This is a genomic window from Ruegeria arenilitoris, from assembly GCF_013030265.1.
In the GTDB taxonomy this organism is placed as follows: domain Bacteria; phylum Pseudomonadota; class Alphaproteobacteria; order Rhodobacterales; family Rhodobacteraceae; genus Ruegeria; species Ruegeria arenilitoris_E.
Window position 1 is genome coordinate 57821 of record NZ_WPZQ01000011.1, and the last position, 18566, is coordinate 76386.

The 18566-nt window shown below is 55.9% G+C and carries 15 protein-coding genes; 10 read left to right on the forward strand and 5 right to left on the reverse strand.

Annotation, left to right across the window (positions count from 1 at the left end):
- Positions 1–57: 57 nt before the first annotated feature.
- The gene (locus tag GOX61_RS18205) at positions 58–2199 is read right to left on the reverse strand and encodes a 3-hydroxyacyl-CoA dehydrogenase NAD-binding domain-containing protein (RefSeq protein ID WP_170336016.1); all 2142 of its coding nucleotides are present in this window, start codon (positions 2197–2199) and stop codon (positions 58–60) included.
- A gap of 15 nt (positions 2200–2214) precedes the next feature.
- Positions 2215–3423, reverse strand: a complete 1209-nt coding sequence (locus GOX61_RS18210) for an acetyl-CoA C-acetyltransferase (RefSeq protein WP_170336018.1) — start codon at positions 3421–3423, stop codon at positions 2215–2217.
- Between the two features lie 98 nt (positions 3424–3521).
- Between GOX61_RS18210 and GOX61_RS18215 the strand changes: the two genes are divergently transcribed.
- A complete protein-coding gene (locus tag GOX61_RS18215; protein WP_170336020.1) occupies positions 3522–4517 on the forward strand; it encodes an AraC family transcriptional regulator in 996 nt (331 codons plus the stop codon).
- An 8-nt stretch (positions 4518–4525) separates the two neighbouring features.
- On the opposite strand, the gene GOX61_RS18220 is transcribed toward GOX61_RS18215, so the two are convergent.
- Positions 4526–5683, reverse strand: coding sequence for an acyl-CoA dehydrogenase family protein (locus tag GOX61_RS18220; RefSeq protein WP_254436917.1), 1158 nt, complete (start codon positions 5681–5683; stop codon positions 4526–4528).
- Positions 5680–6321, reverse strand: coding sequence for a TetR/AcrR family transcriptional regulator (locus GOX61_RS18225; RefSeq protein WP_170336022.1), 642 nt, complete (start codon positions 6319–6321; stop codon positions 5680–5682). Before GOX61_RS18225 ends, GOX61_RS18220 begins: the two co-directional genes overlap by 4 nt.
- 114 nt (positions 6322–6435) lie before the next feature.
- On the opposite strand from GOX61_RS18225, the gene GOX61_RS18230 reads away from it, so the two are divergent.
- The 7 genes from GOX61_RS18230 (at position 6436) to GOX61_RS18260 (ending at position 15706) form a co-directional block, all read left to right on the forward strand.
- The gene (locus tag GOX61_RS18230) at positions 6436–8220 is read left to right on the forward strand and encodes an acyclic terpene utilization AtuA family protein (RefSeq protein ID WP_170336023.1); all 1785 of its coding nucleotides are present in this window, start codon (positions 6436–6438) and stop codon (positions 8218–8220) included.
- Positions 8220–9839 (forward strand): acyl-CoA carboxylase subunit beta, encoded by a 1620-nt coding sequence (locus GOX61_RS18235; protein WP_170336025.1) that lies wholly within the window; start codon positions 8220–8222, stop codon positions 9837–9839. The genes GOX61_RS18230 and GOX61_RS18235 overlap by 1 nt, the downstream gene beginning before the upstream one ends.
- 2 nt (positions 9840–9841) lie before the next feature.
- The gene (locus tag GOX61_RS18240; RefSeq protein ID WP_170336027.1) at positions 9842–10636 is read left to right on the forward strand and encodes an enoyl-CoA hydratase/isomerase family protein; all 795 of its coding nucleotides are present in this window, start codon (positions 9842–9844) and stop codon (positions 10634–10636) included.
- Positions 10637–10639: 3 nt separating this feature from the next.
- Positions 10640–12613 carry an acetyl/propionyl/methylcrotonyl-CoA carboxylase subunit alpha gene (locus tag GOX61_RS18245; RefSeq protein WP_170336029.1) on the forward strand — a complete coding sequence of 658 codons (1974 nt, stop codon included), beginning with the start codon at positions 10640–10642 and terminating at the stop codon, positions 12611–12613.
- On the forward strand, positions 12614–13744 hold the full coding sequence (locus tag GOX61_RS18250; RefSeq protein ID WP_170336032.1) for a nitronate monooxygenase: 1131 nt from the start codon (positions 12614–12616) through the stop codon (positions 13742–13744).
- Between the two features lie 3 nt (positions 13745–13747).
- Positions 13748–14533: a TIGR03084 family metal-binding protein gene (locus GOX61_RS18255; RefSeq protein WP_170336034.1), complete on the forward strand. Its 786-nt coding sequence runs from the start codon at positions 13748–13750 to the stop codon at positions 14531–14533.
- A gap of 123 nt (positions 14534–14656) precedes the next feature.
- Complete coding sequence (locus GOX61_RS18260; RefSeq protein ID WP_170336036.1) at positions 14657–15706, forward strand: AI-2E family transporter; 1050 nt, start codon at positions 14657–14659, stop codon at positions 15704–15706.
- 217 nt (positions 15707–15923) lie between these two features.
- Here the strand turns inward: GOX61_RS18260 and GOX61_RS18265 are convergent, their stop codons facing one another.
- The gene (locus GOX61_RS18265) at positions 15924–16958 is read right to left on the reverse strand and encodes a glycosyltransferase WbsX family protein (protein WP_217353923.1); all 1035 of its coding nucleotides are present in this window, start codon (positions 16956–16958) and stop codon (positions 15924–15926) included.
- A gap of 819 nt (positions 16959–17777) precedes the next feature.
- On the opposite strand from GOX61_RS18265, the gene napF reads away from it, so the two are divergent.
- A complete protein-coding gene (napF, locus tag GOX61_RS18270; RefSeq protein ID WP_170336039.1) occupies positions 17778–18296 on the forward strand; it encodes a ferredoxin-type protein NapF in 519 nt (172 codons plus the stop codon).
- Positions 18290–18559, forward strand: coding sequence for a chaperone NapD (locus GOX61_RS18275; protein ID WP_170336042.1), 270 nt, complete (start codon positions 18290–18292; stop codon positions 18557–18559). The genes napF and GOX61_RS18275 overlap by 7 nt, the downstream gene beginning before the upstream one ends.
- Positions 18560–18566: the final 7 nt, after the last annotated feature.

Consider the following 18566-nt stretch of genomic DNA (forward strand, 5'->3'; position numbering starts at 1 on the left):
AGAAGGGCGAGGCGCATTGTCAGCACCTCGCCCCCTTTGTTGTCTGATGATTTAATACTAGCAGAACTCCAATTGATCCGCTGCGTGTTTCTTCAGGATATCAGGTGGTGCAAAGCGGTCGCCGTATTTAGAGGACAGTTCTTCACACCGGGCCACGAACCGGTCCAGCCCGTAGGTGTTGACGAATTGTATGTATCCCCCGGTATGAACAGGGGCGCCGATGCCCAGGATCGAACCAACATTGCCGTCCGCGACTGAACGCAGCACGCCTTCTTCCAGACAGCGCAGGGTTTCCAGGATAGCCCGGAACATGATGCGGTCCTGAATGTCCTGATCGGGCAGGTCTGACCCCTCTTTGCGCCACGCTGCTAAGCCAGACCAGATTTCCTTGCCAGCCTCAGTATAATCATAGAACCCCTTGCCAGTCGCCCGGCCGGGTCTGTCATGCTCAGCAACCAGTTCACGGACCAATTTGCGGGCCTCAGGCGTCACCTCTTCTGTCGGATCCTGAAGGCCCATCTGTACTTGCGTGTTGTAAATGTCATCTACAAGCTTCAACTGTACCTCATCCAGCAAAGAGAGCATTCCGGTTGGCATACCCGTCAGGCGCGACAGGTTGTCGACGCGCAATGGATCCTGTCCCTCCGCCACCAGTTGTGCGGCCTCAAGCATCTTTGTGCCAATGGTACGCGAGGTGTAGAACCCGGTCTTGTCGCCTACGATAATCGGCGTCTTTTTGATTTGGCGTGCGAAATCAAAGGCCCGCGCCAGGGTTTCGTCCGACGTCATGTCGCCTGCGATGATCTCAAGCAACGGCATCTTATCGACGGGCGAGAAAAAGTGCAGTCCAACGAAGTTTTCCGGCTTACCCGACTCTTCCGCCAAACGCGTGATAGGCAACGTTGAGGTGTTTGATCCCCAGAAACCGCCTTCGGCCAGCAGTTCCTCGTGTTCGGCCAATACTGCATTCTTGATATCGATCTTTTCGAAAACCGCTTCGATGATCAGATCGCATCCTTTGACTTCTTCGGCCTTGTCAGTCGGCGTGATCAGCGCCAGCACCGCATCCCGCTTCTCCGGCGTCATACGTCCTTTATCGACACGCTTGTTTAACAGCATTGCGGTGTAGGCTTTGCCGCGTTCCGCAGCCTCAAGCGTCATATCCTTAAGTACAACAGGAATACCTGCCATCGCCGCCGAATAGGTGATGCCCTGACCCATCATACCAGCACCCAGAATGCCGAGGCGTTCCACTTTTGAGCGTGGGACATCCGGCGGGCGTGATGCTCCGCCATTAACCTTGTTCATGCCAAAGAACAGTGTTTCGATCATGTTCTTGGTCGGAGCCAGCGGTGTTAGCGAAGCAAAGCGGCGGCTTTCGTAGCGCTGAGCTGTATCGAAATCGATACGACCCGCGGCCTCGGTCATGATGTCCAGAATGCGCGTTGGCGCGGGCATCAATCCTTTGGTTTTTTTGAACAACATAGCCGCAGCGCCTGCGATGCGCGGCGCATTCTTGGGTGATGCCGACGGGCCGCCGGGGATTTTGTAGCCTTTTGTGTCCCAGGGCTGTGTCACTGCTGCTTCGTCTCCCTGAACCGACAGGATGTACTCCTTTGCGCGGTCCAGCAGCTGATCCGGGGCAACGACATCATGGATCAGTCCCGCGGCCAACGCCTTTTGTGGATTCACCTGACGACCTTCCAATAGGAAAGGCATCGCGGCTTCAAGGCCCAACAGCCAGGTCAGGCGCACCGTGCCACCACCACCGGGCAGCAGGCCCAGCGTGACCTCAGGCAGACCGATCTTGGTTTTAGGGTTCTCCGCAGCGATGCGATAATTGCAAGCCAGGCAGATTTCATAGCCACCGCCAAGCGCCGCACCATTGATTGCAGCAACAACCGGGACTGGTAATTTCTCCAGCCGGCGCATGACAGCTTTGGTGCCTTCCACGTTCTCAAACAGGGCCTCGACCCCATCCGGAGTTATGGATTTCAGCATGTTTAGATCGCCACCGGCAAAGAAGGTTTCCTTGGCCGACGTCCAGATGACACCCTTTAGATCGTCCTCGGCTTCGATCTTATCCACGGCTTCGCGGAACTGCGGCAGAAAGGCGTCGTTCATCGCATTTACGGGACCGTCCATGTCCATGGTGACAGTCACGATGCCCTTGGCGTCTTTTTCATAAGCAAATGCCATTGCTTTGATCCTTCCTTACACGCGTTCGATCAGGGTCGAGATACCCATGCCACCGCCAATGCACAGCGACAGCATTGCGCGTTTGGCGGCACGCCGCTCCAGCTCATCCAACATGGTTGAGACCAGCATCGCGCCGGTTGCTCCCAGAGGGTGGCCCATGGCGATTGCGCCACCGTTCACATTGGTGATCTCATGATCGATACCCAGATCTTTCATGTAACGCATGGCGACCGAGGCGAAGGCTTCGTTAATTTCCCACAGGTCGATATGGTTTACGTTCAGTCCGGCCTTATCCAGACATTTTTTTGCAGCCGGCCCCGGACCCGCCAGCATGATGACCGGGTCTGTAGACACCATTGTGGCCTGCACGATGCGACCGCGCGGCTCCAACCCCAGATCCTTGCCTGCCTGTTCCGACCCGATCAGAACCGAAGCGGATCCGTCCACGATGCCCGAAGAGTTGCCGGGTGTATGAACGTGATTGATGCGCGCTACTTCGGGGTATTTCGACAGAGCCATGTCGTCATAGCCATAGCTGCCCATGGCCGCGAAGGACGGGTTCAGGGCGCCCAGCTTCTGCATGTCGGTGTCGGGTTTGATGAAATCGTCCCGATCCAAGATGGTCAGGCCACTTTCGTCGCAAACCGGAACCACGGACTTGTCGAACCAACCACTGTCACGTGCGTGGGCAGCGCGGCGCTGGCTTTCTACTGCAAAAGCATCAACGTCCTCTCGGCTGTAGCCGTCGATGGTAGCGATCAGATCGGCACCGATGCCCTGCGGCACGGCACGTTGATCCATGATCATGTCGGGATCCAGATACATCGCACCACCGGATGACCCCATGGGTACGCGGCTCATGGATTCCACGCCACCTGCGACCATCAGGTCCTCTTGCCCGGCGATGATCTTAGCGGCTGCCGTGTTCACTGCCTCAAGCCCGGACCCACAGAAGCGGTCCAACTGTACGCCCGACACAGATTCGTCCCAATGTGCAGCTTGCACTGCGCCTTTGGCGATATCGCTGCCCTGATCGCCCACGGGTGAGACACACCCCAGCACCACATCACCAACGCGACTGGTATCCAGATCGTGACGGCTCTGCAATTCGCGCAACAGACCCGCGGCAAGTTGAACGGGTTTGACCTCATGCAGTGTTCCGCTGGCCTTGCCACGCGAACGCGGCGTGCGGATGGCATCGTAGATATAGGCGGCGTTCGCCATCAGGGACCTCCAAACTCTATTCAGTGCGCAGCGTGACAGCCAGATAGGCAGGCAACAATGATCTGGTGATACAAAAAAATAGACATTATCTTACATGAATGGCGGTTCTCATTCCGGCGGTTTTTGCTGTTAATCTACTTCAGGGTGTGACGCGGCGCGGGGGCGATCCCGCGGCTATTCTAAGACATGCCGGATTAGATAGTGCGGCGCGTCCATTATCTCATCCAAACTTCGTCAAACTGGTCCGCACAGTAACGCTGACACTCGATGATGAACTAGGGGGGTTGCAGGAACGGCCGCAGCGCATTGGAAGCACAGCCATACTCGCAGCTCACGCAAGTCACGCCGAATCCTTGGGTGATGCTTATCGTCGAACAGTCCAATTCATGGACATTATAGACAATTCATTCCGCTACACGTTTCGCGAAGAGGGTGAGAGCGCCATATTCGAGATGGTGCGCATACCCGGGCGAGTGGTGCTCAACGAGCTTGCGGTTGAAATGATCATGGTACTGGTCAATCGAATGCTCAGTTGGCTGGCGGGCAATAAAGGCGCCGTCAACCGGGCCTGGTTCGACTATCCCAGCCCGCCCCATGCGCCGATCTATCGGGCGATGTTCATGCAGGCGCCGGTACGGTTCGAGCAATCCAGCAGCGGTCTGGCAATCCCGCGAAACCTGATGAAATTGCCGCTTGTACGCACGGAAGAACAGGCCATGGCATATGCCCGGCGTACGCCTCTGGACGCTTTTTTACCGGTGGACGGCACCACAGGCCTGGCGCTTGAGGCCGCACTTACCATTGATGCAATTCTGACCCGTGAAGGCAGACTTGCGGATATGGACGAGGTCGGTCGCAACCTGAACATGCCCAGCCACAGGTTGCGTCGGAGTCTTAAGCTTGAAGGCGTGGATTATTCGGACCTGCGTAAGCAGGTCCGGCGCGATCTGGCTGTACGTTTGCTGACAACAACGGATCTGTCCATCGAAGTTATTGCGGCGCGCGCCGGGTTTAGTGAGGCCAGCTCTTTTATTCGTGCCTTCAGGGGATGGACTGGTTTGACACCGCGCGCTTATCGCGTCTCAGACCTTTAAACTTGCTGCTATTGGCCCGCTAGGCCCATCTGTCGCACCGCCAGATCACGCATGATCTCTTCCGAACCGCCGCCTATTGCCATTATTTTGATCTCACGCCAGACACGTTCGACCGGGTTGCCCAGCATGTAGGCCGCACCGCCAAAAACCTGCATCGCCTCAGAGGCGACAAATTCCAGCGACTTTGTCGCCTGTACCTTGGCCTTGGCAAGTTCGGCAACGGGCATCAAGCCTTGCTCAATCGCCCAACAGATGCGCTCGATATATGCCTCGTTCATATCGATCCGGGCAGACATTTCCGCAAATTTGTGGCCGATTACCTGGTGCTCAATCAGCCGTTTTCCAAAGGTCTCGCGTTCGCGCGCCCACGCAAGCGCGCTGTCGTAACACAGTTTCATCATGCCCAGTGAAGCAGATGTCAGCCCCAACCGTTCAAAATTGAAATTGTTCATGATCGCGATAAAGCCTTTATTTTCAGGCCCCAAAAGCGCGTCCGCATCAAGTTCGCAATCGTCGAAATGCAATGTCGCCTGCTGCGAACTATGCCAACCCATTTTACCACCCAGCGGGGTGCGGCTGAAGCCCGGCGCATCGAAAGGAACAAGAAACAAGGAAATCCCGGCCAGTCCCGGACCCCCGGTGCGGGCGCCAATCACAAACCATTCGGCATCCATCCCACCGGTAATGTAGGTTTTTTCGCCGTTCAGGATCCATTTCCCGCCTTTGAGCTCGGCCCGTGTCTTAATGTTGGCCACGTCCGATCCTGCACCGGGCTCTGTTATGCCAAGGGCAGACATCATTCGTCCGCCGATAATCTCCGGCAGGACCGTTTTCTTGAACTCTTCAGATGCGAACTGTGCAATCGGGCTGATTGAGATCGTACGACCACCTACCGCCGCGCCGATACCTGACGCGCCACATCCAAACAGAATTTCGCTGTAGTCATGACGCATGAACGCATTGTCGAAACCCAAGCCGCCATATTCTTCATCGATTCCAAAACCAAAGACGCCAAACTCCGCGATTGCAGCATGCAACTCCCAAGGAACTCCGCGATCCGCTTCCCATTGTTCTATGTGAGGTTTGATTTCTGCATCAACAAAACGCCCGAAATCGCGCCGAAAAGCCTCGCGCTCGGGCGTCATGAAGGGGGATGGCATTGTCATTCTACTTCCTCAATCTTGGCGTTGTTCGGGGAAACAACGCGAAGCTGGCTTTCCATCATTCGCGCAAACCGTCCCATCATCTTCGTCAGATATTCCGGTGATGAAACGAATTTTTCGTGCAACAAAAGACCGCGTAAGAAATTCCGGGAAATGCTCCACAACAATTCGGTGTCGTCTCGGTCACCTGAAACGCTGGCGTACTGGCTGGCGATGAGGTTCAGATTGGATTTGTCCCAGTCCCTCAGGCTCTGTTCGAGCAGCTCGAACAGGTCCGCATCCGTCCGGCATGCAACCAGAATCTCGACGATCGCGCGACCGCCCGAAGAGTTTACGATGTTGCTCCAGGACGACATGATCAGATCATAGACAGGCGGTGGAGTGCTGCCCCGCTTCCAGATCGGGCTCTGTGCATTGTCCAAAAGCCGCATTGCAGTCGCGGCAACAAGTGCTTGCTTGGTCGGGAAGTGATGCGTGATGGCCCCGCGCGAGATATCCGCCTTGGCCTGAACCTTGGCGAAAGTTGTCTCGGCATAGCCAAGTTGATCCAGACAAGCGACCGTAGCGTTGCAGATTCTAGCCTGCATATCCCGAGATCGTTGATCCTGAGCCTTGGGCTTTTTGGATGTTGTTTCCGTCATGTTCCGTGGCGTCGTGTTGGCAGATCACTGTTGACCGATGTAATCGACAAATCATAAAAACAGAACAGTCGGTCTGTAAAGTACGGAGTCATCGACAGGCGGGAGAGACGTTACGTGAAGCATTCTCTGCGGATCGGAGGGGCAAGCGGGTTTTGGGGTGATGCGCCCCACGCCACACGGCAGTTGTTGCGCGATCCGGATCTGGACTTTCTGGTCTATGACTACCTGGCAGAAATCACCATGTCGATCATGGCGCGTGCTCGCCTGAAGGATTCGGAAAAGGGATATGCTGTGGACTTTGTTTCCGAGGTCATGACCCAAAACCTGAGCCGGATCGACGAACTGGGCGTGAAAGTTCTTTCGAACGCGGGTGGCGTCAACCCTATGGCCTGTGCCAACGCCTTGCGCGCTGAAATTGCTGAGCTTGGGCTGAACCTGAAGGTAGCGGTTGTCGAAGGTGATGATTTGCTGCCGCGTGCGGCGGAGTTTGCGGATCGTACCGAGATGTTCTCCGGGACTCCGATGCCCGCAGCCGAAAAGATCGCGTCCATCAACGCCTATATCGGTGCCGGCCCGATAGTGGCCGCGTTGAAAGCTGGGGCGGATATCGTCGTTACAGGGCGATGTGTTGACAGTGCCCTGACGCTGGCGGCCTGTATGCATCACTTTGGGTGGGGGCAGGGTGATCATGATCTGCTGGCAGCAGGATCATTGGCGGGACACCTGCTGGAATGCGGCCCTCAGGCCACAGGTGGAAATTTCACCGATTGGAAACTGGCCGGCGATATCGCGCAGATCGGATATCCGGTTGCCGAGATCAGCGCAGATGGTTCGATGGTCCTGACCAAGCCCGAGGGCACCACCGGATGCGTAACACCGGCATCTGTTTGCGAGCAGATGTTGTATGAGATCGGTGATCCGCGCGGGTATATACTGCCGGATGTGGTTTGCGATTTCTCAGAAGTTAGGATGGAACAGGCGGGGCCTGACCGGGTGGGGGTGACGGGTGCCAGAGGGTGCGCACCAACTGGACAACTCAAAGTGTCGGCAACTTGGGTTGATGGCTATCGTGTTGGGATGACTTTCCTGATCAACGGGCGCGAGGCTCGCCAAAAGGCCGAAGTGTTCGCGCAGGCCGGACTTGATCGTGCCCGGGCCATACTGAATCGCTTGGGCGCCCCTGACTACCGGGAAGTGTCATTCGAAGCATATGGCGGGCGGCCCGGCGACAGTGACTACGAAGAGATTTCATTCAAGGCGGCCGTAAAACACGATGATGCTCGCGCAGCGGGCCTGTTTTTGCGCGAAATGACTGGAGCAGCTCTGGCTGCTCCGCCGGGTCTACACATCTTTACTGGCGGAGGACGCCCCAAACCTTCGCCAGTCGTTGCCTTGTTTTCATTTTTAGTTCCCGCGATCACGCTTTCCTACCGTGTGACCCTGGAAGGGAAAAACATCCCCTATCAACAATCTGAAATCACTCCGAATGAACCAAAACCTATCAAAGGAGAAGTTCCTGAACCCGCAGAAGCGGACGTGATGGATTGGGTGTCTTGTCCGTTGGAGGAGTTGGCCTGGGCGCGTTCGGGGGACAAAGGTGACAAGGCCAATATCGGTGTCATCGCAAGACACGCAGCCTACATGCCTTATATCTGGTCTGCGCTGACAGAGGAAAAAGTGTCAGCCGTTTTCTCTGATTATCTGTCCGGCGAAGCTGAACGATTTTATCTGCCCGGCACACATTCCATGAACATTCTGCTGCACGAAGTTTTGGGTGGAGGCGGCATCGCGTCTCTGCGCAACGATGCACAAGGGAAAAGCTTCGCCCAGCTTCTGCTGGCCACACCGGTCAGAATTCCGGCGCGGCTGATCGCCAATTCCGAGCAAGGAGGTATCTGATGGGCTTTGTAAGCCAGGTCGTCCGCGACTCTGAAACCTATGCAAAGAACCGAGCCGACATGCTGGCTCTGATCGATGAGATGCGCGCGCTTGAGGCGCGGCCCGTGGCCTTGTCCGAGCAACGCCGCGAACGGATGGAAGCCCGTGGTCAGATCACCCCACGCGATCGCCTTGCACATCTGTTGGATCCGGGGATGCCATTTTTGCAGTTGCACGGATTGGCGGGGTATTGCGTCGACAGCAACGATCCAGAGAAATCAGTGCCGGGCGCATCGCTCATTATCGGGATCGGTTTCATTTCCGGTGTCAGATGCATGATCATCGTCGACGACGCCGGAATCAAAGCTGGCGCGATGGTCGAGATGTCAGGCGTGGCATTCCTGAGCGCGCAAGACATGGCGCATAAACAGAACCTGCCATTTGTGCATCTGGTCGAAAGCGCGGGTGCGAACCTGATGGAGTACAAGGTCGAGTTCTGGGCCAACGGCGGAAAACTATTCCGCAATCTGGCCCGTCATTCAGCTGCTGGCCTTCCCAATGTTGCTGTGTTGCACGGACCATCAACCGCGGGCGGGGCTTATATGCCGGGGCTCGCCGATTATGTGGTGGGCGTAAAGCAGAACGGTATGGCGGCTCTGGCTGGTGCGGCGCTGGTTTATGCAGCTACCGGCGAGAAGGCTAATGATCGCGATCTGGGCGGGAGCGAGATGCACGCCACCACCTCAGGGCTTGTAGAGTATCTGGCTGAAGATGACGCGCACGGTGTCGAATTGGCGCGAGACGTGATGGCGCGGCTGGATTGGAACAAGTCTCTGCCTCTGAGGCGCAATAAAACGGTAGAGCCGCCCAAATACGACCCGGACGAGATCGCCGGTGTCGTCCCAACCGATTATCGCATTCCCTATGATGTTCGCGAAGTCGTGGCACGTATCGTGGACGGTTCGGATTTTGAAGACTTTAAACCGGACTACGGTCCGGCAACCGTCTGTTTGCAGGCTGCAATCAACGGTATCCCCGTAGGCATCCTCGGTAACAATGGCCCGCTGGACCCAGCCGGTGCGAACAAGGCCGCGCAGTTCATCCAGCTTTGTGGCCAGGCAAACATTCCGTTGATTTTCCTGAACAATATAACTGGCTTCATGGTTGGCACCCAATACGAGCAGGGTGGTATGATCAAACACGGGGCCAAGATGATCCAGGCCGTGACCTCGGTAGATGTGCCCAAAATCACACTGTACATCGGCGCAAGTTTTGGGGCGGGCAACTATGGGATGTGCGGATACGCTTATGATCCGGATTTCCTGTTCGCATGGCCAAACGCTTCCACCGGAGTGATGGGGGGTGAGCAGGCTGCCGGTACGATGGAGATGGTCGCTCGGGCAGGGTTCAAACGAAAAGGGATCGAGCCTGACGAAAACAAACTGGCGGCGCAGAAGGCAGCAATCACGGCACATTTCACCAAGCAGGAGAACGCGTTTTACACTTCGGGCCGTTGTATCGACCACGGTGTCATCGACCCACGCGATACGCGGCGCGTACTGGGATTCTGTCTTGAAACCTGCCTTGAGGCGCGCGCGCGAAAGGTCAAACCCAGCAGCTACGGTGTTCACAGGTTCTGATCATGCTGCCACAATCTCAACATCTTGAGCTGGAACAGGATGGTAGTTGGCTGACCGTCTGGTTCAACGAGCCTGAACGCCGGAACCCCCTGACAAATGCGCGGGTGGATGCCCTGCTCGACTTGTGCGCGGCGCTGCCAAACGCACCGATACAAGGTGTAACATTTCGCGGGCGCGGAGGAATTTTTTGTGCCGGCGGCGACCTGAAGTCCTTCAAATCCAGCTTTGACGGCCCGGCATCGCAAGATGACATAGTCCGCCTGAGCCTGCGGGCTGCCGATCTGTTCGACGCGGTGGCTGCTCTGCCACAGTTTACTGTCATGGCTGTTGAAGGCGCTGCAATGGCTGGTGGACTCGGACTGACCTGCATCGGGGATATGATTGTCGCAAGCGAAGGCACACGGTTCAGCCTGTCCGAAACACGCATCGGACTGACTCCTGCGCAGATAGCACCATTTGTGGTTACACGGCTGGGCATGCCCGCTGCGCGGCGACTAATGCTGACAGGGGCCACGGTTGATGTGCAAGAGGCTAAACGCCTGGGATTGGTGGATCAGATTGTCGCCCCTGAGGAGATGGACAACGCGATTGAAGAAGTTCAGGCAATGATCCGATCGACAGCGCCGCAAGCCATGGCCACGATAAAACGGCAATTGAACGAGATGCCGTTTCAAACCCGGGAACAGCAGCGGCAGATGGCAGCAAAGAGTTTCGCCGAACGTTTGCTGTCGGACGAGGCAAAAGAGGGCATTTCGGCCTTTTTGAACAAACGCAAACCCAATTGGGCAGGGGGTTGAGCAATGGCATTCGATACACTTCTGATCGCCAATCGCGGGGAAATAGCCGCACGCATCATCCGGACCGCGCGATCGCTCGGTCTTCGGACAGTAGCTGTTTATACGACTGCGGATGCTAAGGCACCGCATGTTGAACTTGCTGATGAGGCGGTCTGGATCGGAGACGGACCCGTTGGCGAAAGTTATTTGAAGGGCGATAAGATCATCGCAGCTGCCGAAAAAACGGCGGCTGGAGCGATCCATCCGGGGTATGGCTTTCTGTCTGAAAACGCAGAGTTTGCCAGATCGGTTGAAGCCGCTGGACTGATCTTTGTCGGTCCCGACCCCGAAGCAATCAGGTTGATGGGCGACAAGGCTGACGCCAAACGGCTAATGCTCTCTGCAAGCGTGCCTTGCGTACCGGGATATGAGGGCGATGATCAGTCCGAAGCCGTTTTGGTCAAAGCCGCGGACAACATTGGATTTCCCATCATGGTAAAGGCAGCAGCTGGTGGCGGCGGGCGCGGGATGCGGCTGGTTCACGACGCTGGTGCTTTGCCCGCAGCAATCGCGTTGGCGCGATCCGAGGCAGAAAATGCGTTTGGTTCTGGTGAACTGATCCTTGAAAAGGCGATTACCGACGCCCGCCACGTTGAAATTCAGGTCTTTGCCGACACACATGGAAATGTGATCCATCTGGGCGAACGGGACTGTTCGGTTCAGCGCCGTCACCAGAAGGTTGTCGAAGAGGCTCCTTGCCCGGGGATGACATCTGAATTGCGGGCAAAGATGGGCGCGGTCGCCATTGAGGCTGCGCGCGCGGTGAACTATCGCGGAGCAGGCACTGTTGAATTCCTGCTGGATGCTTCAGGGGCATTTTATTTTCTCGAAATGAACACCCGCCTACAGGTGGAACATCCGGTGACTGAAATGGTCACCGGTCTTGATCTTGTGGCAATGCAGATCGCGGTCGCTCAGGGCGAAGCTCTTCCGGTTTCGCAAGAGGATGTGACCCTGAATGGCCATGCGATGGAAGTGCGCCTATATGCCGAGGATCCGGTCAACGGCTATCTGCCGGTAACGGGTCCGATTGACATCTGGAAGCCTGCGACCGGACCCGGAGTGCGCGTGGACGCAGGCATTGAAACCGGGCAGGAAGTGTCTCCGTTCTACGACCCGATGCTGGCCAAAATCATCGCGCATGGACCGACCCGCGAAACCGCGCGAGCGCGGCTGATCAGGGCAGTAAAGGAATCCGTGTTACTCGGAACGGTGACGAATTCGGCCTTCCTTGTGGATGTGCTGGGGCAGGGCACTTTCATCAGCGGCGATGCTACAACAACCTTTCTTGATCGCATCTATCCCGAGGGTTTCCCCGCTTATCAGACCAGCGGGCGCGACGCCGCTTTGGCACTTGCCCTGATGCTCGAAGCCGACCAAGCGCGTGCTAAGGATGCGGCTGGTTACGTCTCATGCGATCAGCTCGGCTGGTCCAGCGCCGCCCTTTTGCCGTTCAGCGTAAAACTGGTGTGTGGTGAGGATGAATTTAGCACTCGTGGTTGTGCGCATCCGGAAGGCTGGACTGTTTGGGTTGGAGAAGACAAGTTCGATGTTGCTGTCGTAGACCGCTCGGACTCCAATATCCGAGCGCGCATCAATGACCAGACCGTAGATGTTGTGGCCCATCTGACACGCGACTTGGTCCAGTACGCCATCGGTGCTGAGCGCCTGAAGTTTCGACGTCTGCGCCCCGGTGCTGTTGACGAAGCAACCACAGCCGGGGGCCGCGTAATCGCTCCTATGCCGGGTTTGCTAATCGAATTGAACGCGGAAGCCGGCCAGAACGTGGCCAAGGGCGACCGGCTGGCTGTTCTGGAAGCGATGAAAATGCAGCATCAAATCACGGCGGCCGTAGACGGTGTGATCACCGCGGTCCACGTCGAAACGGGTCAGCAGCTAACCTCGGGCGATGTGATGATCGAGATTGAGGAGACCTAGATGAATTCCGATCTGTGCCGTCGACTTGGGATCGAGTTCCCGCTGTTTGCGTTCAGCCATTGCCGGGATGTTGTGGCGGCAGTATCGCGCTCGGGCGGCATGGGCGTTTTCGGGGCGGTCTTGACGCCACCGGACAAGTTGAGGGCTGAATTGGATTGGATCGACGCACATTGCGGCGGCAAACCTTATGGTGTGGATTTGATCGTTCCGACGTCGATGCAGAAACAGGGCGATCCGGCCCTCAGCGGGCAAGACCTGCTTGCCGCTCTGCCGGAGACACACAAGCAGTTCGCCAATACCCTGCTAAACGATCACGGTGTTGGTCTTGACGGTTTGGACGACGCCCGCCTCGATATGATGCACCTTTCCGACAACATGAACGCCACCGGTGCCGAAGCCATTCTGGACATCGTGTTTTCATATCCGATCAAGCTGATCGCCAATGCACTGGGGACGCCTCCGCCAATCATGATGGAGCGCGCACAGGCTGCTGGTGTACCGGTCGCCGCGCTGGTTGGTTCGAAAAAGCATGCAGAACTGCAGGTGGCTGCAGGTGTTGATATCCTTGTAGCTGCCGGTGGTGAAGCTGGTGGGCATTGCGGGGAAGTGTCGACCATGGTTTTGGTGCCCGAGGTCGTCTCGGTGGCGAACGGCACCCCTGTGCTGGCGGCGGGGGGTATTGTGAATGGCGCGCAGATGGCCGCAGGAATTGCAATGGGCGCTGCGGGCGCCTGGTGCGGCTCGGTCTGGTTGACAACCGCCGAGGGCGAGCCTCCACAGCAGATCAAGGACAAGATGCTGGCAGCGACATCGGCCGACACCGTGCGGAGCCGTTCACGCACCGGCAAGCATTCCCGCCAACTCGAATCCACTTGGACGGATGCGTGGGAGGCTGATGGGCCGGATCCACTTGCGATGCCCTATCAGTCGCTGGTTTCAGAACCGGCTTTGCGCAAGGTCGAGAAACTGGCGCAGTCCGGACATGAGGGGGCGGAGAAGCTCTCAACTTACTGGGTCGGACAGGGGGTCGGTCTGATGAACCAGGTAACCTCGGCTACGGCAGTCGTTCAGGAATTTAAGCAGGATTATCTGGCCGCTATCGACCGTCTGAATTCAACGTTGGAGGGCTAAGCAGTGCAACAGGCAATGGATTTTCTGGAAGAAAGCAACGCTTTGCATGCGGTTTTGGCAGATGTATCAGGCAACCAATGGGAAACTGTAACCCAATTCAAGGGATGGACGCTGAACGATGTTCTCGTGCATCTGCACTATTGGAACCAAATGGCTGACCTGTCCCTTAACGATCCTGACGCCTTTACCGCCCGAATTGGGGCATTGTTCGCCAAGGCCAAGGTTGAAGGCCTGCGCGCGGCAGAGAATGAGGTGATCTCAGAACGCGGGGCAGAATTGCGCGCGGCCTGGCGGTCGCTTTATGCCGACATTGGTGCACGCTGGGTGGATCTCGATCCCAAGCACAGGGTGAAATGGGCGGGTCCGGATATGTCGGTACGTTCCTCAATTACTGCCCGGCAGATGGAGACCTGGGCACACGGTCAGGAAGTGTTCGACATTCTGGGTCTTGTGCGCAGCGAGCATGATCGTATCAGGAACGTCGTTGTGTTGTGTGTGAACACTTTTGGTTGGGCCTATAAGGTCAATGGTCGACCCGTTCCTGATGCGATGCCGCGATTGGAGTTGACCGCACCATCAGGGAAACTTTGGGAGTTTGGTGAGCCGGGTGAAAACAGGATTACAGGCTCTGCCGTCGAGTTTGCCCAGGTCTCGGCTCAGACACGCAACATCGGGGACACTTCCCTGAAAGTGGAAGGTGCAATAGCGACGGAGTGGATGTCGATCGCTCAGTGTTTTGCGGGTGGGGTGGAAAAGCCCCCTGCTGTGGGTACGCGTCACCGATCCTAACGCCAGAAGCGTTGTTGGTTAGCTGGCCGTGATTGTCGGAGTCGCACGGTTTAGTGGGCTCAAGTTGACGATACGTTGTTAACGCGTCAGACACGAAGGCAGGAACAGACAGAGAATACGGACATGCTACAGTTTGATGTGACAAAACTGGCCGCTGGCCTAATCATCGCAGTGTTGGTGGGCTGGCTGTTGGTTCTTGGAAAGAGCATCCTGCTACCGGTGCTTCTGGGCATCATCGGCATCTATGTTCTGGATTCCACCGCTTCGGCGGTTGGTCGCGTTCCTGGGTTGCGTGGCATACCGCGTCGGCTGCGGCGCTTGCTTGCCCTGCTGACGATATTCCTGATCGTTTTCCTGATGGCCATGTTCATTGAGGCAAACGCCCAGGCAGTTGCTGAGAACATGCCGCGCTATCAAAGCAACCTGAACACGTTAGTCGAAACCGTCATGGGTTCTCTGGGTGTCGAGAAACTGCCGGACTGGTCCACGATCGAGAAAACCATTTCGGACAAAATTGATGTCATGGGATTCCTGCAAGGGGCACTGACCACCGTGCAGGGTTTTGGCACAATCCTGTTCATGGCCATCCTCTACATGGTGTTCATCCTGACCGATCTGGATGGTATGCCAGCAAAGGTACAGCAAGCTTTTGGCAACGCGGAAACCGCGGGCCGGTCGCTGAAAATAGTTGGCCAGATCAACCAGAAAATCGGCAGCTATCTGAGCGCTAAAACACTGATCAATGTCATCCTGGCGACGATCTCATTCGTGATCATGCTTCTTTTGGGGATCGAGTTTGCGTTGTTCTGGGCCATCCTGATCGGGCTTTTGAACTATATTCCATACCTCGGATCCATCCTGGGCGTGCTGTTTCCGGTCATGCTGAGCCTGGTGCAGTTCACTGACCTCTGGCATGCCGGGATTGCATTTGTGGCGCTGATGGCGGCACAGCTGTTTGTCGGCAACGTGCTGGAGCCACGGCTGGTTGGCAATTCCGTGAACCTGAGCGGGTTCATGGTTTTGTTCTCGCTGGCAATCTGGACCGCCATGTGGGGACTGGCAGGCACAATCCTGGCCGCACCTCTGACCGCGGTCGTGATGATCATCCTGTCTCAGATCCAGTCAACACGCCCAATCGCGATTCTCATGTCCGAAAACGGAGAAATCGATTGAGAGTGCATGCTTTGAGCCCCCAGTTTCCCTGCATTGTGGTTCACGGTATCACTGGAACGATGCCTGCGAACACCAGTTAGCTCTCGATATGTCGAGCATCCTTTTTCTTAGCAACGTATTGCTTCCAGAGCGCAGGGATGCCGGCGCAGTTGACCCTGTATTATTTGCAGGGCACCGGCTGCGCAGAATTTGCTCTGCTCCAACCCCTGATGGGGGCCTATCCGTCCTTTTTCGGTAGCGCATCATAGGTCGCCTGAAGATAGGCAAACCCGTAACGCTGATCCGGTTCCAGGTGAGTTCCCTCGGCCCACTCATTCCAAGCATTGATGAAAACGATTTTTTCGTCAGTGCTGTATTTGTCCCGTGCCAGAACCTGATTGCACAACTGTGCCGTCCAGCGCTTGTATGCGTCGATGGAAAATCGACCCATGATACGGGGTGCATCCTGATTGCGTGCGGTATTATCCCATGACAGCGTAGAAGATCGGAACAGCTTGTAATCCGGTTCCGGTTTTTGGATTTGGGCTTCCACCACCGCTTCGTAATCCATGATCATACCTGTAAACTCAGGATTGTAGACGCCCATTTCGTCGGTGATATCAGTACGCTGTACCTGTTGAGGCGGAAACTCCATCGCGGCATCAAAGCCCAGTTTTTCGGGGTCGCCGATATCGAAGGTCTGCGCTGCGATAAGATAGAGACCCTGCTCACCCCAACGCCGTGCTTCTTCTCGCCAGGCTTTCGTTGTTTCCCTGATATCGGGAATGATATTGGCGCGATAAACAATAAATACGGGTTTTCCGTCTATCCGAATATAGCGCGGATCTTCCATGTATTTGCGCACATGCCGCAGCAGATTCACAGAGTCCTCGATGGAATGATTCTGCCCGATCAATACGTCATGTTCTCGCCCATCCCAACGACGGGTCCAGTTTTCGTTTGCCCATGTCAAACAAAAGGGCATGTCAACGTCGGGGTTGGCAAGCATCTGCTCCAGCGGATGCTCCAACAGGGTCTTTCCGCCAAACCAATAGAAATAGTATGAAAATCCGCCTATCCCATAGGCTTTGGCCATCTGTGCCTGCTCGACCATGATCTCAGGCAATCGCAGATCATAATACCCCAGGTGAATTGGACAATGCGGCTGGTAATGGCCCGGATAGTTTGGGACCGCCTTTCCGACGTTGGTCCACTCGGTAAAACCTTTACCCCACCATTCATCGTTTTCCTTGAATGGGTGAAATTGGGGCAAGTAATGTGCGATTGCTTTGACGGCCGGCTCAGCCGCTGCAGGTGGGTTGAAGGGTACAAACTCGTCAGACCGACCGATTGTTTCGAAACTTTGCCGCTGTGATTGGCCTTGAGTATTCCAGCCCCGTTTCGGATCACGCTTCTTAGCCGAATTGCGAAATCGCCTTGCCGTTCGTGAGGATAGAGGAGGGCTGCATTTGGAAGCAGCTGAAAGCAGGTAGAATAGCAGGGTATCTTTGATCGACATGCAAATTTCTCATTCTACGGCGTTTGACGCTGACTGCGAGGAAGTGGTCCTTCCGCTGTAAGCATGCCAATCGCTTATAGGAATGCTTCCGTCATGCTCAAATGATGCTATAGAGTTTGCTGCTAAATAATATGGCCCTATTCCGCAATCCCTAATTCCAGTGGCAGTAGCCGCTGCAACGATGCGTCTGGGTCAATCCACCAAGGTACGAATTACCAGTGGAAGACCCCTGGTAACATGGTTCATGTTGGGGCCAATTCAGGGTTCAAGCTTCTGCTTTGACCTCAGGATAGATGTTGTCATCAGGGCTTCAGGCAAGACACCAACCAAGGTTGTGGTGAAACTCCAAAACCGCATTTCTCACACAGCGATCCAGAATGTAGTTTCATCGTTTCGATGGCGGTGCCTTTCGCTTATCGCGCTCGCAATACTTGGTAAGTGCATAACATATATGAATAATATAATTCCAAGACTAACTGGTCAAACATGATATAAATCAAGTCTGAGATCCAAAAAAACAAATAGGCTGCTGAACGCAAGGAAAGTAACTTTGTAAGCTAGGACGCGCGCATCATGACGCCCCAAGCCACTCGACGCAGTTTTTTGCGGGGAAGATTCTCGTCGCCCGCAGAAATCAACCGACCCGCCCTAAGGCCATTTGGGGCGGTCGAGGATTCTCGCTTTTCTGAGATCTGCTCAAACTGTGGTGACTGTGTACGGGCCTGCCCGGAAGGCATCATCTTATCGGCCCCGGACGGATCGCCGGTCGTCGATTTCAACAAAGGCGCCTGCACTTTCTGCAGTGATTGCATTGATGCTTGCCAGACAGGCGCGTTGGAGGAATCTCAACCCTGGCACTGGCGTGCGGATACCACCGACACCTGCCTCGCCAAGAATGGTGTGCAGTGTCGCAGTTGCGAGGACCATTGCGATGAGTCAGCCATCCGGTTCCGATTGATGACGCAGGGCCGAGCCGAGCCACAAATCGATGAAACCTCCTGCACGGGTTGTGGCGGCTGCGTCGCGCCTTGCCCAGTAGGTGCCATCCAAATGGTCCAAATGCTTGAAACAACGGAGGCACAGACATGCTGAACATTTGCGGCTGCCTTGTCCACGCGATGCCCGAAACGACTGACAGCGTGATCAAATCCATAAATGCGGCCGAAGGCTGTGAGGTTCACGCCTGTGAAAACGGGCGCATTGTCGTCACCGTCGAAGACACCGAAACAACGCGGGCATCTGATCAGATTATGGATATGCACCAGATCCCCGGCGTGCTGACTGTCACCCTGACTTACCACCATTTCGAAGAGCTTCCGACCGAGAACGAAGCTCATTCGCAACCCTCTGCCTGAACGGGAG

What these genes read in the sequence shown, in the direction of transcription:
- GOX61_RS18220 (WP_254436917.1), bottom strand. Translation starts at nt 5,683, where the DNA reads ATGACAATGCCATCCCCCTTCATGACGCCCGAGCGCGAGGCTTTTCGG.
- GOX61_RS18205 (WP_170336016.1), bottom strand. Translation starts at nt 2,199, where the DNA reads ATGGCATTTGCTTATGAAAAAGACGCCAAGGGCATCGTGACTGTCACC.
- GOX61_RS18245 (WP_170336029.1), top strand. Translation starts at nt 10,640, where the DNA reads ATGGCATTCGATACACTTCTGATCGCCAATCGCGGGGAAATAGCCGCA.
- GOX61_RS18275 (WP_170336042.1), top strand. Translation starts at nt 18,290, where the DNA reads ATGCTGAACATTTGCGGCTGCCTTGTCCACGCGATGCCCGAAACGACT.
- GOX61_RS18235 (WP_170336025.1), top strand. Translation starts at nt 8,220, where the DNA reads ATGGGCTTTGTAAGCCAGGTCGTCCGCGACTCTGAAACCTATGCAAAG.
- napF (WP_170336039.1), top strand. Translation starts at nt 17,778, where the DNA reads ATGACGCCCCAAGCCACTCGACGCAGTTTTTTGCGGGGAAGATTCTCG.
- GOX61_RS18215 (WP_170336020.1), top strand. Translation starts at nt 3,522, where the DNA reads ATGGCGGTTCTCATTCCGGCGGTTTTTGCTGTTAATCTACTTCAGGGT.
- GOX61_RS18240 (WP_170336027.1), top strand. Translation starts at nt 9,842, where the DNA reads ATGCTGCCACAATCTCAACATCTTGAGCTGGAACAGGATGGTAGTTGG.
- GOX61_RS18210 (WP_170336018.1), bottom strand. Translation starts at nt 3,423, where the DNA reads ATGGCGAACGCCGCCTATATCTACGATGCCATCCGCACGCCGCGTTCG.
- GOX61_RS18250 (WP_170336032.1), top strand. Translation starts at nt 12,614, where the DNA reads ATGAATTCCGATCTGTGCCGTCGACTTGGGATCGAGTTCCCGCTGTTT.
- GOX61_RS18260 (WP_170336036.1), top strand. Translation starts at nt 14,657, where the DNA reads ATGCTACAGTTTGATGTGACAAAACTGGCCGCTGGCCTAATCATCGCA.
- GOX61_RS18225 (WP_170336022.1), bottom strand. Translation starts at nt 6,321, where the DNA reads ATGACGGAAACAACATCCAAAAAGCCCAAGGCTCAGGATCAACGATCT.